Source organism: Prescottella equi (assembly GCF_020171745.1).
GTDB classification, from domain to species: Bacteria; Actinomycetota; Actinomycetes; order Mycobacteriales; family Mycobacteriaceae; genus Prescottella; species Prescottella equi_A.
In genome coordinates this window covers 180663-195435 of the sequence record NZ_JAIVAH010000022.1, presented here as the reverse complement: position 1 = coordinate 195435, position 14773 = coordinate 180663, and the positions used below count along the sequence as shown (strand labels likewise).

The following is a 14773-nucleotide window of genomic DNA, read 5'->3' as shown; positions in this document are numbered from 1 at the left end:
GGGACGATTCCCGTCCCCTTGACCTGTGATGCTAACCGCATCACTCCGGCCGCCGACGCCAGGCCACCCACGGTTCGCTAGCCTCGTTTCATGAGCGTTGCGAACGTGCTGGAAGAAGGTGTGTCGATCACCCCTCAGCGGCTTTTCCGGATGAGCCGCCCGCAGCGTCTCGACGGCGTCAACCGTCTCACGATGGACATCGACGGACACGCCCCACAGGGCGTCTCCCCCACCGCCACGCTGGGCATTCTGGTTGACGACATCCTCGGATTCACGCTCTGGGACCGCCGCGGCGACCGCACCGGTGTCGTGACGGCCGACCTGTCAGTGGACTTCGTCACACCGACCGGTTGGATCGGCCCCGAGGTGGTCGCCGACGGCCGCGCCGTGGCGATCACCGAGGACGGCGGCATCGCCTCGACCGAGCTCCGGGACGGCGCAGGCACCCTGCTCGCCACCGCGACCGCGTGGGGCAACTTCGTCGACGGCGGCGCCGATCGCAGCACGACCGTCGCGCGCCCCGCTGCCGCGCCGGGATCCGTTCCGGACGCCTCCGTGTCGTCGCTGACGCGCATCGGCGCCCGGTTCGAGAAGTCCGCCGACGGCACCCGCCTGGTCGTCCCCGCGAACCCGGCGCTGGCCAACAAGCTGGGCGTGATGCACGGCGGCATCCAGGCCTGCGCGATCGATCTGGTCGGCAACGCGGCCGTCAGCACGCCGGACGCACCCATGTACACCGCGTCGATGCGCATCAACTTCTTCCGGCCCGCCCCCGTCGACGCCGATGTCGTGTTCACCGCCGAGGTGGTCCGCGCCGGCCGCTCGGTCGCGGTCGCGCGGGTGACGAGCACCGGCGCAGACGGCCGGGCGTGCGCCGTCGCCACCGTCACGTGCCGGCGCCCCAGCCGGTAGGCGCGTCGGCACGGGTCTCGCAGGTAGTCTGAGCGATTGTGATTGCGCGACTGAGGGATCCCCGTGTGCTCGGCGCCCTCGTCGGGCTGGCGGTGCTGTTCGGCGCCGCGGCACTGGTCCCGCATCCGTCGATCGAGCAGATCCGGTCGTGGGCGGATTCGGTCGGACCGCTGTTCCCTCTGGTCTTCCTGCTGGTGCACGTCGTCGTGACGATTGCACCCGTCCCCCGAACCCTGTTCACGGTCAGCGCGGGCGTGCTGTTCGGTGCGGCCACCGGGATCGCGGTGACGATGGCGGCCACGACGATCAGCGCCGTCCTCGCCCTGCTCATCGTGCGGGCGATGGGCCGCGAGGCCGTCGCCGCGCACCTGACGCATCCCGCGGTCCGCTCGGTGGACGCCCGCCTCGAGCGGCGCGGCTGGCTGGCGGTCGGCTCCTTGCGGCTGATCGCGATGATCCCGTTCTCGGTGGTGAACTACTGCTGCGGCGTCTCGTCGGTCCGCGTGCTGCCCTACACGCTCGCGACGGTGGCCGGCATCCTGCCCGGCACGGTCGGTGTCGTGCTCCTCGCCGACGCCCTGACCGGGGAAACCGACCCGAGGCTGCTGGTGGTGTCGGGAGTCTGCATCGTCGTGGGGATGTTCGGATTGTTCGTCGATGCCCGCACGCCCGTCCCCTCGGGTCAAGTTCAGGAACTGGATTCATCAAAGTAAGGCCCAGAGGCTTGATCTTGCAGTATCAAGCCCATAGCCTTGCTCCATGTTCGTACTGACCGTCGATCAACGAGGCAGTCGACGAGACATCGACCGCGTCGGACCGCTTCTGGACGACCTCGCGTCGTGCCCGCTGCTCCGCCCGTTCGAGCGGACCGCCGGAGACGAGGTCCAGGCCGTCGCCGACGACGCCGACACCGTCGTCGATCTCGCGCTCGAACTCGTGCGCCGGGAACACTGGAGCGTCGGCATCGGGGTGGGCGAGGTCGAGGAACCCCTCCCCACACAGACCCGGGCCGGGCGCGGACCCGCGTTCGAGGCCGCGAGGGACGCCGTGGAACGCGCCAAGAGGGCGCCGTCCGGGGTCGCCGTCGAGGCCACGGACTCGCAGGCGGCAGCCGACGCCGACGCCGCCCTCACGCTGCTGGCGCTGCTCGTATCGCGCCGTACACCGCAGGGCCACGCCGCTGTCGATCTCGCGCGACGCGGGCTCACCCAGGCCGAGTCCGCGACCGAACTCGGCATCAGCAAGCAGGCCGTGTCGCAGCGCCTCATTGCCGCCGGTTGGCACGCCGAGGTCGCCGGAAGACAGTTGGCCGCACGTCTGCTCGGGAGGGCCGACCGATGACCGCGCTCAGTCTCATCCTCATCGGAATCGCGGCGCTCGTCGGCGCGGTCGCGGGCCGGCTCGGTGCAACGTCCGACCGGGCGGGCACCGCCGTCCGCCTGGCGCCCGTCGTCGCCGTCCTCGCGCTCGGCGGGGCAGCACTCGCCGCGACCGCGGCGCCACCGGTCCAGGGCTTCGCGCTCGCCACGACCTACGTCCTCACCGTCGCGGCCGCCGCCACCGGCGGCGCACCGATGGTGTTGGCCGCCTTCCGATTCGCCCGTCGCCAACCCGATGCCGGACCAGAACCCGACGACGGACCGCTGCGCGGGGGCCGCATGATCGGGCTGCTCGAGCGCACGGCCGTCGCGGTGTCGATCCTGGCCGGCTGGCCGGAGGGCATCGCGATCGTCCTCGCCGTCAAGGGCCTCGCGCGCTACCCCGAACTGCGCGAGCCGCACGCGTCGGAACAGTTCATCATCGGCACCTTCACCAGCGTGCTGTGGGCGATCGCCGTTGCGGGCGTCGGCCGGGCGCTGGTGACATAGCGCCATGAGTGAGAACAGCACTTCAGGACCGATGGTGAGCGCCGCACCGCGTCGCATCCCCGAGGGAGCCGAACTCGAGCCCCTGCTGCTCTGCTACGGCTACCGCCTCACCCGGGCCGGAACCGTCAAGGGCACAGAACGGTCGCGCGCACCCGAGGACGTCGCCGCTGCAGAAGGGTTCGGCTGGCCAGTCCGGAGCACGGAACGCTGGACGCCACCGGAGATCGTCGAACGCGCGACAGTCGCCGCCGACGCCATCGATGTCGACGGTGTACTCGGTGCCTTCGTCGCCGGACTGGGGAGCGCTCCGCGCGGCCGACAGACGGTGATCTCGTACGGGTGGGCACGGCATCTCGGTACCGCCGACCAGGGCAACCACGGCATCCCCGACTGCGGCCTGACCGAGGACTCGTACGAGGTCGACGTCACGGAGGCGCTGTTGCGACTCGCTCTCGGATGGGCGTGGAACGAACTGCCTCAGCACTATCTTCCCGATCTGGAAGCCGCTGCGGCGCAGGGCCTGCCGCTTCCGACCGACGACGACAGACAACGGCTGCGTGCGCTGTTGGACCTCGTCCGCACTCTGCCTGCGGGGACGCTCCCGAGCGACCTCGAGAAGGCCGTCGCACGGTCCAAGATCGTTCCGGGCACCGACAAGTATCAGCGCTACGGAATCCTGATCGGGCTGTCGGAGATCGGCGTCCTACCCTGCCCTGCCCTCGTTCCGAGTTGGGATCGGTTCATCCCCGACACCGAACGCAGGGCGGCCTATCGCACCGTCAGGAGCGGTCCGCGATCGGACATCCCGGTTCCCCTCGCCTCCTGGCGTGGTGGTCTCGACGAAGACCGGGCCGAGCAACTACTGACCCGCTGACCTCCTCCTACCGCCGCACGTCGGTATCGTCGGGCGAATGGATCTCGTGGTCACGTCGGACACCGGATCGGTCGGCGACGTGTACCGGCTGGCGAGCGAATTGCAGGACGCCGGAGCCGACTTCGCCGTCGCCACGAAATCGCTCCCCGGCACCCTCGTGATCTGTCTGCGCTGCCTACCCGAGAGCGTCGGCCGGCGGTCGTTCACCCGCTTCGAGAGGAGCGAGCCCGCGATGCTCGTCGACGTCTGCGTGTCAGAGGAAGCGATGGGTGGACGCACCGTAGCGCAGCAACGGGAGACGCTCGGGGAGTTGCTGCGCCACTGGATCGGAAGGGCTTCGCTGTCGCGGTCGGCACCGTGGTCGCCCGGCCGGCGGGCCGAGCTCAGGCGGGCCGCCGAGCAGTCCCTCACGACGCTCGGATGGCTCGACGGTCCACGTTCCCGGGCCGCCGAACTGTGCCGGGCGGGGCTACCTCTGGACGACATCGCCGAGGCGACGGGATTGGCCCTGGACGAGGTCGAAGATCTGTTCGCCGAAACGCTCTGACCGGAGATCGCCACGCACCTCAGCCCGGACCGGGCAACTGCTTCTCCACGAGTTCCTTCGCATCGCGCAGTCCGAGCCCCGGGTAGATCTGCCGGAGTCGTTTGATCGCGTCGATCCGGCCCGACGAGGACGCGATCGCCGCAAGCACGTCCGGTACCGCTACCTCGTCCGGCGTCACCCGAGCCACCTCGACGGCGGGCGTGTTCCGGTTCCGCCACGCCGACACCACCCCCACTGCGGAACCGGCCAGGGCGATCAAAAAGATGCCGAGCCACACCCAGTCCCATGCTGACGGGTCCGACGTCGCTCGGTCGATCGCCGACGGTCCGACCAGGATCACGACCCACGCCAGGAAGAGCGTCCCGAGCCACCGCTGGACCGGTTCGCGGTCCAGCCAGCGCAGCACCGACTACGCCTGCCCCGGCGGAAGTCCCTCGGGCTGCTCGCCGCCGCCGAGCAGGTGCTCCTGCGTCAGCGGGCTGTCGACGGGCGTCCGCGCCACGGCCTCCGCCGCGCGGACCGCCTGAGCGACCGCCGGATCGGCCTTCGTCTCGAACCAGCCGGCGATCTCCTCGGAGTCGTCCTCGGGCCGGGGCAGGTCCTCGTCGTCGGTGCGGCTGGGCTCGTACCGGAACACGCCGTCGTCGCCGGGGGCGCCGAGTGTCTTCGCGAAGCCCTTGAGGGCGTCGCCGAAGTCGCTGGGCACCAACCACACCTTGTTGGCATCACCCTGCGCCATTTGCGGCAGCGTCTGCAGGTACTGGTAGGCGAGCATCTCGGGAGTGGGTCGGCCGGCCTTGATCGCGGCAAACACCTTCTCGATGGACTTGGCTTCGCCCTGCGCCTGCAGATACTTCGCGGCCCGTTCGCCCTGCGCGCGCAGGATCCGCGACTGCCGCTCGCCCTCGGCCCCGAGAATCGACGCCTGCTTGGCGCCCTCGGCCGCGAGGATCTGGCTCTGCTTGGCACCCTCTGCGGTCTTGATCGCCGATTCGCGGTGTCCCTCGGCGGTGAGGATCATCGCCCGCTTCTCGCGGTCGGCCTTCATCTGCTTCTCCATCGACTCCTGGATCGACGGCGGCGGATCGATGCTCTTGAGCTCGACGCGGGCGACACGCAGCCCCCACCGGCCGGTGGCCTCGTCGAGCACGCCGCGCAGCTGCCCGTTGATGGAGTCGCGGGACGTCAGCGTCTCCTCCAGGGTCATGCCGCCGACGACGTTACGGAGCGTGGTGATGGTCAACTGTTCGACCGCGGCGATGTAGTTACTGATCTCGTAGACCGCGGCCTGCGGGTTGGTGACCTGGAAGTAGACGACCGTGTCGATCGACAGCGTCAGGTTGTCCTGCGTGATGACCGGCTGCGGGGCGAACGACACCACCCGCTCGCGCAGGTCCACCTTCGCCCGGATCCGGTCCACGAACGGCACCAGGAAGGTGAGCTGGCCCGACACCGTGCGCGCGTAGCGGCCCAGCCGCTCGATCACGGCCGCCTCGGCCTGCGGCACCAGCGCCACCGACTTCGCGACCAGGATGACGACGAGTACGACCAGTACCGCCAGAACTATCAGTGCTGCCATCTTCTCTACGGTCCCCTCCATACGACGGCGGTGGCGCCGTCGATCTCCATCACCGTGACTGTCGTCCCCGGCGGATACACCTCGTTGACGTCGAGCGGACGGGCCGTCCACACGTCACCGTCGAGCTTGACCCGGCCGGTGTGCTCGCCGACTTCCTCGAGCACCAGCGCGTGCTTGCCCGGCAGGGCCTCGGTGTTCATCAGCTTCAGCGGCGGCTTCTCGAAGCGGCGCAGCAGCGCCGGGCGCACGCCCAGCACCAGCACGAGCGATACGACGCCGAACACCACCGCGTCGACCCAGACCGGGAAGTCGGTCACCGCGGAGAATCCGGCGGTCGCCAGCGCGCCGCCCGCGAGCATCAGCAGGAAGAACTCCCCCACCAAGGCTTCCGCCGCGGCCAGGAGAACGCCTGCTACCAGCCAAATCAAAGCTGCCACAAGACCATCTAACCAGAAGTCCCGTTCGCCGGGATGCCTGCGAAACGCGGCCGAGGGGGCAACCAGTTCAGTCGGCGGTCACGAAATCGACCAATCGCTCCACCGCACCGATCAGCGGGGCCTCGAGGTCTCGGAAGCTCTCGACGGCACCGTAGACTCGACGCCACCCGTCCTGCGGGGTGCCCCAGCCGAGCGCGTTGCACACGCCGGTCTTCCAGTCCTGGCCTCGCGGGATCGTCGGCCAGGCGGCGATGCCGACCGACTTGGGCCGCACCGCCTCCCACACGTCGATGTACGGATGACCGGTCACCATCACGTGCGGGCCGAGGCCCTGCGTCAGCCGCTCCTCCTTCGAGCCGGTGACCAGATGGTCGACCAGCACGCCGACCTTCCGACCGGGCTCGGGCCGGAACTCGGCCAGTCGATCACCCAGGTTGTCGAGCCCCTCGAGGTGTTCGACGACCACGCCCTCGACCCGGAGATCATGTCCCCACACCCGCTCGACCAGGGCCGCGTCGTGCACGCCCTCCACCCAGATCCGGCTCGGCAGCGCGGTCCGTGCCCGCAGCCCCTCGACCTTCGTCGAACCCGACGCCGACCGCTGCGCCGCCGGCTTCTGTTGCCGGGGTGCGGGACGGACGAGGGTCACGGGCCGCCCGTCGATCAGGAACGCCGCCTCGCGCATCGCGAACAGGCGGGTGCGGCGGGCCCCGTCCTCGAGGCGCACGAAATCACCGTCGTACGTGCGCTCGATGCCGACCACGGCGCCGCAGAATCCGGTGGCGGCGTCCTCCACCACGAGGTCTCGTTCGGCGGCCACCTCGGGTGTCTTGGGCTTCCGGGTCCGGGCGTGGCCGGCGAAGATGTCGCCGTACTTGTTGCTCGCGTTCACGGCACCTCACGCTATGCCAGGCGGGGGTGTGCGCGGACACCGCCACGCCGTCCTATGCTCGATAACCGTGAGTTCCCCCAGCGCGACACTGACCCTGTGGGCCGCTTCCTGGCTCGCGGGAGACAGCGCACCCGACGACGTGATCGACGCCCTCCACCAGTGGGCGCCGATGCACCTCGTCGGCGCCGCCGACGCCGAGACCGCCCTGGCGACGGACCTCGCGTGGCCGGGTGTGCAGGACGGCGCCGCGCCCATCCTGCTGCGCATCGTCCGGCGGTGCACCGAGACGCCGGGCGGACTGCGCCTGGTGCTGCCCGCACCGGGCGACGTGCGGGGCCTGCCCGCCGGCACCGAGTTCGCGCGGGCCGCGCTCGCCGCCGAGGAGGGCGTGATCGTCGGCGAACCCGGACAGCCCGGGATCGGACTGGTCCCCGTCGTGGAGGGGCCGGACGTGCTGCGCTGGACGGTCCACGCGATCGCGGCGGTGCCCGCGGTCACCGAACACACCGGTCTGGGCGAGGCCGAGTACGCGATGCGCGAAGCGATCCGTGACGCCGCGGACGCGCTGCTGCAGTTGTCGTCGGTGCGGACGGGCCGGGCCGACGGCGATCCCCGCCGCCGCATCGCCGAGGCACTCGACGACCGCGCCCACCACCGTTACCCCGATTCGATCCCGACGCGGGCCCTTCGCATCCTCGACTCGGCCGACCAAGTGGCGACGATTCTGTCCGTCGCGGAACACGATTCGCCGACCGAGGCACCGTCCGCGTCCAGCGCCGGGGCCCGCGAGGAACTGCTGCGACCACTGTGGTCCGCGGTCCGAACCGCACGGGTGGCCGCGGTGTCCGCCTCCGCGCGGGATGCGCACCGCGCCTGACGCCCCCGGCGGCCGCTGTGATCAGCGGTGGTTCATCACGATGTGCCGGTCGATGCGCACGTGCTCGTCGAGCGTGGGATAGAGCATCCCGGTGTCTCGGCCGTAGTCGTGCTGCCGCAACCACGCGTACACGTCACCCCACAGCCAGATGCCGCCGGAGACGGTGTTGAACGGCACCGGGAACGGTGTCCCGCGCTGCCGGACCCCGCGCACCCACTGCCCCACCGCCTGACGGGTCACGCCGGCGCGGTCCGCGACGTCCTGACGGGTGACGAGATCGGGGTGGGTGCGTTCCGGCGTCACCCCGTGCGCGACGAGTTGATCGACCAGGCTCATTCCCGCCGTCGCACAGCGCATTCCCTCGGCCGCCACGGTCAGCAACTGCAGGCCACCCTGATCGCGGACACTCACGTCGAACTCGTCCGCGATCGCGGCCTCCCGCGACACCGTCAGCAGCGGAACGATGAACGTGAACTCGAAGCGGTGATAGAGGCTGTCCTGCACCCGAACAACATAGTCGGCCCGATGGTTTCCATCCGGAAACAGGCCGGTGGACGACGACAGCCTACGTCGTGTAAGTCCCCAGATCCGCTTCGACGCCGAGGCGTTCCCAGAACACGGTCCTGTCGAATCCGGTGGTCCGGGCACGTTCGGCCATCATCCGCCCGGCCGAATCGTATGAATGCCGGTCCCTCCACTTCACGACGGTGACCACATTGAAGTGGCTCTCGCCCTCCTGCAACCGGACGACATCGTTCGCGACGAGGCCGTCCAAGCGCCCCAGCACCTCGTGGGTCTCCCCTACCTTTGCCAAGAACTCGTGCAGGGACGCCTCGGGGACGTGGAACTTGTCGATACGCAGAATCTCGGTCATTCCGCGAACCTAGAACCTCAACGTGGATTGAGGTCAAGCACCGATCTCTCTAGTTTCCGCCCGGACGACGCGCCGGCGCACAGCAGTTCACCGCGCAGGGCAACCCGTCGACCGTCGCGCCCAGCAGCGGTTCCCGACCCAGTCGAGCCGGGGCGGCGCCGGTGCGGCGTTCCTCCACGAGTTCCCGAATCATCTGCGGGAACCGAGGATCCGTGCCCGGTGTCGCGACGCGCGCGAACTCGATTCCCAGTTCGGCCGCCTTGTCGCGGGCCTCGGTGTCGAGGTCCCACACCACCTCGAGGTGGTCCGACACGAACCCGACCGGGCACACGATCACCGCGGGCGCGCCCGACGCCGCGACGGTGTCGAGATGGTCGCAGATGTCGGGGTCAAGCCACGGCACCTGCGGCGGACCGGAGCGCGACTGCCACACCAGGTCGAAGTCGTCGATGCCGGCGGCCTCGGCGCACAGGCGGGACGCGTCGGCGACCTGGCGGCTGTACAGGTTGCCGCCCTCGGCCGGCGGACCGGCGTTCACATCGGCCGCGACGGGCACCGAGTGCGCGGTGAACACCAACCGGGCGCGATCCCGGACGTCCTCCGAAAGCTCTTCGCGCGCAGCACGGATCGCGTCCGCGAACGCGGCGACCATCAACGGGTGGTCGTAGTACTGGCGCAGCTTCGCCAGCGTCGGCGCGTCCGCACCGACCGCGGTACGCGCCCGCGCGATGTCCTCGTCGTACTGGCGGCACCCGGAGTAGCCGCCCCACGCCGACGTCGGGAACACGAGCGCGTTGCGGACACCGTCGTCACGCATGCGGGCGACCGTGTCCTCCACCATCGGGTGCCAGTTACGGTTGCCGAAGTAGACCGGCAGATCGATTCCGGCGCCCTGCAATTCGGCCTCGAGGCGCGCGATGATGTCGCGATTGAGGGCGTTGATCGGGGACACACCACCGAAGTGCATGTAGTGCTCGGCGACCGCGGCGAGACGCTCGGGCGGCACGCCCCGACCCCGGGTGACGTTCTCGAGGAACGGCATCACGTCCTCGGGCTTCTCCGGTCCCCCGAAGGAGAGCACGAGGAGTGCGTCGAAGTCCGTGTCCCGCTGTCCGCTCATGCGTCCATTCTCGCCCAGTGCCGAAATCGCTGCCCGCGACGGGTCAGCCGACCACCGCGTGGAAACCGCCGTCGACGTAGATGATCGACGCCGTGGTGCCCGGTAGCCAGTCGGACAGGACCGTGCAGACACTCTTGGCGACCGGAGTCGGGTCGTCGACGTCCCAGCCGATCGGGGCGGCGGTGTCCCACGCGGTGTTCAGCTTGTTCAGCTCCGCGCCGGGGCCGGTCGCGTCGCCCGCGATGGCCTTCGCGGCGAGGGTCTTGACCGGGCCGGCCGCAACGAGATTCGAGCGGATGCCGCGGGTGCCGACCTCCTTGGCGACGTACCGGTTGACGGCCTCGAGGGTGGCCTTCGACACGCCCATCCAGTTGTAGAACGGCATAGCGCGGGACGGATCGAAGTCCATGCCGACGATCGACGCGTTGTCGTTGAGCACCGGCAGCAGCGCCTTGGCGAGCGAGGCGTACGAGTACGCGGAGATCTCCATCGCGTTCGAGATGTCCGACCAGGGGGCGTCCAGGAACGGCGCGCCGAGACCCGAGCGCGGCGAGAACGCGATGGAGTGCACCACACCGTCGAGGCCCTCGGGCGCAAGTTCCCGAACCCGCTCGGCGAGCGTCGCGAGGTGCTCGTCGTCCTGCACGTTCAGCTCGACGGCCGGCGGCACCGGCTGCGGCAGCCGCTGCGCGATCCGGTCGATCAGCCGCAGCCGGTCGAAGCCCGTGATGATCACCTTCGCGCCCTGTTCCTGTGCCACCTTCGCGACGTGGAACGCGATGGAGGCGTCAGTGATGATGCCGGTGACGAGAATGGTCTTGCCCGCGAGCAATCCGCCCATGTTGTTGCTACTCCTGTGATGAAAGTCTGTGGGTGCGAGAGAGGTTCCGGGGGCGGGCTAGTGGCCCATGCCCATGCCGCCGTCGACCGGGATCACGGCACCGGAGACGTACGCGGAATCGTCGGAGGCGAGGAAGCTGACCACTGCGGCGACGTCCTCGGGCTGTCCCAGGCGCTGCAGCGGGATGAACTTCTTGGCGGTGTCGCGCAGGTCTTCGGACAGTTCGGCAGTCATATCGGTCTCGATGAAGCCCGGCGCCACGACGTTCGCGGTGATCGACCGCGAACCCAGCTCGCGGGTGAGCGAGCGTGCCATACCGATGACGCCGGCCTTGGACGCCGCATAGTTGATCTGGCCGGCCTGGCCCGCCATGCCGACGACCGAGCCCAGGAAGATCATCCGGCCCCAGCGGGCACGGAGCATGGCCCGGTTGGCGCGCTTGGCGCACCGGAAGGCGCCGGTCAGGTTGGCGTCGAGGACGCGCGTGAACTGGTCCTCGTCCATGCGCATGAGCAGCGTGTCGTCGGTGATGCCGGCGTTGGCGACCAGAACCTCGACGGGGCCCTGATGGTCCTCGACCTCCTTGAAGGCGCGGTCGATCGAGTCCGCGTCGGTCACATCGCACTTGACCCCGAACAGCCCCTCCGGCGCGCCCGATCCACGGTGCGTGACGGCCACCTTGTGTCCGTCGTCGAGGAGGCGCTGCGCGACGGCCAGGCCGATGCCGCGGTTGCCTCCGGTCACGAGCACGGAACGGGACGGGCTGCTGGTGTTCGACATGCGATCAACCTATCTGCTCACTGGCGGGTTACGGGTGCAGGTGGACGAAATCGACGTACTGGACGGTCGACCTCCCGGTCAGGGCAGGCGTTGCCGGAGGACGAGCGCGGTGGCCAGTCCCGCCGCGCTGAACAGCACACCCAGCACCAGCCAGGGACGGCTCGCGTCGCCGCGGGCGTTCTCGAAGCCGATCTGTTCCTCGAGCGTGTCGTAGACGTCACGCAGTTCCTCGAGGCTCGACGCCGTGAAGAAGTTGCCGCCCGAGAGGTTCGCGATCTCCCGTAGCGACGGGTCGTCCACCGGCACCGGGATCCGGTCGCCCTCGATGTCGACGCTGCCGTAGCTGGTGCCGAACGAGATCGTCGAGATCGGCACGCCCTTGTCCTTGGCCTGACGTGCCGCGGTGAATCCGCCGCGCGGGTCGTCGGGGCTCTCCGGGACCGTCTGCTTGCCGTCGGACAGCAGCACGATCCGGGCGGGAGGCGCCTGCTCGCTGCCACCGAGCACGGCCGCTAGCGTGTCGATCGACTGCAGCGAGGTGAAGATCGCCTCGCCGGTCGCGGTGCGTTCGCTCAGCGTCAGATTGTCGATCGCGGCCTTCGTCTCGTCACGATTCGGTGTGGGCGACACCAGCACCGACGCGGTGCCCGCGAACGCGACCAGGCCGAGGTTGATGCCCGGTGTGAGGCCGTCCGCGAAAGACTTCGCGGCCTCCTGCGCGGCGGCCAGTCGACTCGGTTCGACGTCGGTGGCCTTCATCGACAGCGACACGTCGATCACCAGGACCACGGTCGCGCGATTGCGCGGCACGCGCTTGTCCGCGGTGGGCCCGGCCAGGGCCACGGTGAGGAACACCAGACCGACGAGCATCAGCGCGATCGGGATGTGTCGTGTGTAGTTCGGCCTGTTGGGCGCGACCTTCTCGAGCAGTTCCATGTTGGCGAACCGCAGCACGTGCTTCTGGCGGCGACGCTGGATCACCACGTAGCCGGCCACGAGGGCGGCCACCACGACGAGGAACAGCAGCCACCACGGAGAGGCGAACTGGGACAGACTCATCGGCGGCCCGCCCCAAGCGTCGGGGCGCCGTAGCTGTGCCGCCGGGACCCGACGAAGCGCACGACGTCCGAGATCCAGTCCCGGTCGGTACTCAGGCTCAGTCGCGGTGCTCCGCAGCGACGCAACGTCGTTTCGACCTCGGCGCGATGTGCGGCCGCGGCCTGCGCGAAGTCGGCACGCAGTCGCGGAGTGGTTGCGAACTCCCGGGTGCGACCGGACTCGGGGTCCGACAGCACGACGTCGCCGGCGTCGGGCAGTTCGAGGTCCCGCGGATCGAGGACCTCGATGCCGAGCAGTTCGTGCCGGCCGGACAGCGCCCGCAGCGAGTGTTCCCAGTCGATCGGGCCGAGGAAGTCGCTGATGACCACCGCGAGACCGCGTCGACGCTCGGGGCGGCGCAGCGACTCGAGCGCGCCCCGCAGGTCTCCGCGCACGCCCTCTGCGGCGTGCGGGGTGGTCGCGATCCGGCGAAGCATCGCCTGGGCGTGGACGCGGCCGCCGCGGGCCGGGATTCGCACCAGGCGATCGCCGGTCGTGACGACGGCCCCGATCCGGTTGCCGCTGCCGCCCGCCAGATACGTCACGGCCGACGCCGCCGCCACCGCGAGGTCACGCTTCTCGCAGAGCGCGGTGCCGAAGTCGAGGCTCGCGGACAGGTCGATCACCAGCCACGTCTCGAGTTCGCGGTCGGCGACGGTCTGCCGGACGTGCGGGTGCGTGGTCCGGGCGGTGACGGACCAGTCCATCTGCCGGACGTCGTCGCCGGGCTGGTACTCGCGGGCGTCGCCGGGCTCGGATCCCGGACCGGGGATGAGGCCGAGGTGATCGCCGTGCAGCACGCCGTCGAGGCGGCGTCGCACCGTCAGTTCGAGCGTGCGCAGCGCCGCCGTGAGTTCCGGATCGCGCAACGATCCGGACCGGAAGGACGGCACCGCACCCGGATTCCGGGTCACTGCGGCTGCGTGCCCGACGGGGACAGCGGCGCGGCGTCGTACGCCGGGGGCGCGGGCGGGGCCGTCTGCGGCACCGGCTGCGCACCGACCTGCGGCAGCCCCACGGTCTGCAGCACCCGGGTGATCACGTCCTGCGGAGTGACCTCGTCGGCGAGGGCGTCGTACGACAGCACCAGTCGGTGCCGGAGGACGTCCGGGATGATCTCCAGGACGTCCTGAGGGACGACGTAGTCGCGGCCGCGGAGCAGCGCGAGCGCGCGCGACGCGGAGATGATGCCGAGGGTCGCGCGAGGCGAGGCGCCGTACGCGATCCAGCCGGCGACGTCGTCGAGGCCGAACTCACGCGGCGTGCGCGTCGCGGCGATGACGCGCACGACGTAGTCGACGAGGGCGTGGTGGACGAAGACGTTGCTCGCGACCTTCTGCAGCCGGACGAGTTCCTGCGGGTCGAGCACCTGGTTCGGCTCGGGCGCAGCGACACCCATGCGGTAGACGATCTCGCGCTCCTCCTCGACCGACGGGTAGTCGACGAGAACCTTGAACAGGAAGCGGTCGCGCTGTGCCTCGGGCAGCGGGTAGACGCCCTCGTTCTCGATGGGGTTCTGCGTAGCCATCACGAGGAACGGTTCGGGCATCGGGTAGGTCTTGCCGCCGATCGAGACGTGCCGCTCGGCCATCACCTCGAGCAGCGCCGACTGCACCTTCGCGGGAGCGCGGTTGATCTCGTCGGCCAGCAGGAAGTTCGCGACCACCGGGCCGAGTTCGGTGTCGAACTGCTCGCGGCCCTGCCGGTAGATGCGGGTGCCGATGAGGTCGGTCGGCACGAGGTCCGGGGTGAACTGCACGCGGGAGAACGATCCGCCGACGACCTTCGCGAACGTCTCCACCGCGAGCGTCTTCGCGACACCGGGCACGCCCTCGAGCAGCACGTGTCCCTTGGCGAGGACGCCGACGAGCATCCGCTCCACCAGCCGGTCCTGGCCGACGATGACCCGCTTGACCTCGTAGATCGCGCGTTCGAGCGTGTGCACGTCCCGCGCCAGGTCCGACGTCCCGGGGCCCGAGTCCGGATGGACCGCCCCCTGCGAACCCGACCCAGCCACCGCGCCGTCACGTGAGGTCACCAACACTCCCCGCTTCCACCTAGATCGGTTCCATCG

At 69.9% G+C, this 14773-nt stretch carries 19 protein-coding genes; 7 read left to right on the top strand and 12 right to left on the bottom strand.

Features of this window, described 5'->3' with window-relative positions; genetic code table 11:
- Positions 1-90: 90 nt before the first annotated feature.
- The 6 genes from LCL87_RS18955 to LCL87_RS18930 all read left to right on the top strand — a co-directional run bounded on the left by LCL87_RS18955 (position 91) and on the right by LCL87_RS18930 (position 4201).
- The gene (locus LCL87_RS18955) at positions 91-912 is read left to right on the top strand and encodes a hotdog fold thioesterase (protein ID WP_225022486.1); all 822 of its coding nucleotides are present in this window, start codon (positions 91-93) and stop codon (positions 910-912) included.
- A gap of 65 nt (positions 913-977) precedes the next feature.
- Positions 978-1625 (top strand): TVP38/TMEM64 family protein, encoded by a 648-nt coding sequence (locus tag LCL87_RS18950; protein ID WP_225022484.1) that lies wholly within the window; start codon positions 978-980, stop codon positions 1623-1625.
- Positions 1626-1671: 46 nt separating this feature from the next.
- A complete protein-coding gene (locus LCL87_RS18945; protein ID WP_225022483.1) occupies positions 1672-2253 on the top strand; it encodes a hypothetical protein in 582 nt (193 codons plus the stop codon).
- Positions 2250-2780, top strand: coding sequence for a hypothetical protein (locus LCL87_RS18940; RefSeq protein WP_225022481.1), 531 nt, complete (start codon positions 2250-2252; stop codon positions 2778-2780). The genes LCL87_RS18945 and LCL87_RS18940 overlap by 4 nt, the downstream gene beginning before the upstream one ends.
- 4 nt (positions 2781-2784) lie before the next feature.
- Entirely contained in the window at positions 2785-3654 is an 870-nt protein-coding gene (locus LCL87_RS18935) for a hypothetical protein (protein ID WP_225022479.1), read from the top strand.
- A 37-nt stretch (positions 3655-3691) separates the two neighbouring features.
- Positions 3692-4201 (top strand): Imm44 family immunity protein, encoded by a 510-nt coding sequence (locus LCL87_RS18930; RefSeq protein WP_225022477.1) that lies wholly within the window; start codon positions 3692-3694, stop codon positions 4199-4201.
- A gap of 19 nt (positions 4202-4220) precedes the next feature.
- Here LCL87_RS18930 and LCL87_RS18925 read toward each other — a convergent pair whose 3' ends face one another.
- The 4 genes from LCL87_RS18925 to LCL87_RS18910 all read right to left on the bottom strand — a co-directional run bounded on the left by LCL87_RS18925 (position 4221) and on the right by LCL87_RS18910 (position 7109).
- Positions 4221-4607 carry a ribosomal protein L7/L12 gene (locus tag LCL87_RS18925; RefSeq protein ID WP_225022476.1) on the bottom strand — a complete coding sequence of 129 codons (387 nt, stop codon included), beginning with the start codon at positions 4605-4607 and terminating at the stop codon, positions 4221-4223.
- A gap of 3 nt (positions 4608-4610) precedes the next feature.
- Positions 4611-5780, bottom strand: coding sequence for an SPFH domain-containing protein (locus LCL87_RS18920; protein WP_225022474.1), 1170 nt, complete (start codon positions 5778-5780; stop codon positions 4611-4613).
- Positions 5781-5785: 5 nt separating this feature from the next.
- Positions 5786-6217, bottom strand: a complete 432-nt coding sequence (locus tag LCL87_RS18915) for an NfeD family protein (RefSeq protein WP_225022472.1) — start codon at positions 6215-6217, stop codon at positions 5786-5788.
- A 67-nt stretch (positions 6218-6284) separates the two neighbouring features.
- Positions 6285-7109 (bottom strand): DUF3097 domain-containing protein, encoded by an 825-nt coding sequence (locus LCL87_RS18910; protein WP_225022470.1) that lies wholly within the window; start codon positions 7107-7109, stop codon positions 6285-6287.
- Between the two features lie 67 nt (positions 7110-7176).
- Here LCL87_RS18910 and LCL87_RS18905 point away from each other — a divergent pair, with 67 nt between their 5' ends.
- Positions 7177-7986, top strand: coding sequence for an Rv1486c family protein (locus LCL87_RS18905; RefSeq protein WP_225022468.1), 810 nt, complete (start codon positions 7177-7179; stop codon positions 7984-7986).
- Positions 7987-8007: 21 nt separating this feature from the next.
- On the opposite strand, the gene LCL87_RS18900 is transcribed toward LCL87_RS18905, so the two are convergent.
- The 8 genes from LCL87_RS18900 to moxR1 form a co-directional block, all read right to left on the bottom strand.
- Positions 8008-8490 carry a helix-turn-helix domain-containing protein gene (locus LCL87_RS18900; RefSeq protein ID WP_225022466.1) on the bottom strand — a complete coding sequence of 161 codons (483 nt, stop codon included), beginning with the start codon at positions 8488-8490 and terminating at the stop codon, positions 8008-8010.
- Positions 8491-8551: 61 nt separating this feature from the next.
- On the bottom strand, positions 8552-8860 hold the full coding sequence (locus LCL87_RS18895; RefSeq protein WP_225022464.1) for an antibiotic biosynthesis monooxygenase: 309 nt from the start codon (positions 8858-8860) through the stop codon (positions 8552-8554).
- Positions 8861-8909: 49 nt separating this feature from the next.
- Positions 8910-9980 carry a ferrochelatase gene (locus LCL87_RS18890; protein ID WP_225022462.1) on the bottom strand — a complete coding sequence of 357 codons (1071 nt, stop codon included), beginning with the start codon at positions 9978-9980 and terminating at the stop codon, positions 8910-8912.
- Positions 9981-10023: 43 nt separating this feature from the next.
- The gene (inhA, locus tag LCL87_RS18885; protein ID WP_225022460.1) at positions 10024-10821 is read right to left on the bottom strand and encodes an NADH-dependent enoyl-ACP reductase InhA; all 798 of its coding nucleotides are present in this window, start codon (positions 10819-10821) and stop codon (positions 10024-10026) included.
- A 57-nt stretch (positions 10822-10878) separates the two neighbouring features.
- Complete coding sequence (gene fabG1, locus LCL87_RS18880; protein WP_225022458.1) at positions 10879-11601, bottom strand: 3-oxoacyl-ACP reductase FabG1; 723 nt, start codon at positions 11599-11601, stop codon at positions 10879-10881.
- A 78-nt stretch (positions 11602-11679) separates the two neighbouring features.
- Positions 11680-12660 carry a VWA domain-containing protein gene (locus LCL87_RS18875; RefSeq protein WP_225022456.1) on the bottom strand — a complete coding sequence of 327 codons (981 nt, stop codon included), beginning with the start codon at positions 12658-12660 and terminating at the stop codon, positions 11680-11682.
- Positions 12657-13613: a DUF58 domain-containing protein gene (locus tag LCL87_RS18870; protein WP_225022454.1), complete on the bottom strand. Its 957-nt coding sequence runs from the start codon at positions 13611-13613 to the stop codon at positions 12657-12659. Before LCL87_RS18870 ends, LCL87_RS18875 begins: the two co-directional genes overlap by 4 nt.
- The gene (gene moxR1, locus LCL87_RS18865; RefSeq protein WP_225022669.1) at positions 13610-14716 is read right to left on the bottom strand and encodes a chaperone MoxR1; all 1107 of its coding nucleotides are present in this window, start codon (positions 14714-14716) and stop codon (positions 13610-13612) included. The genes LCL87_RS18870 and moxR1 overlap by 4 nt, the downstream gene beginning before the upstream one ends.
- Between the last annotated feature and the right edge of the window lie 57 nt (positions 14717-14773).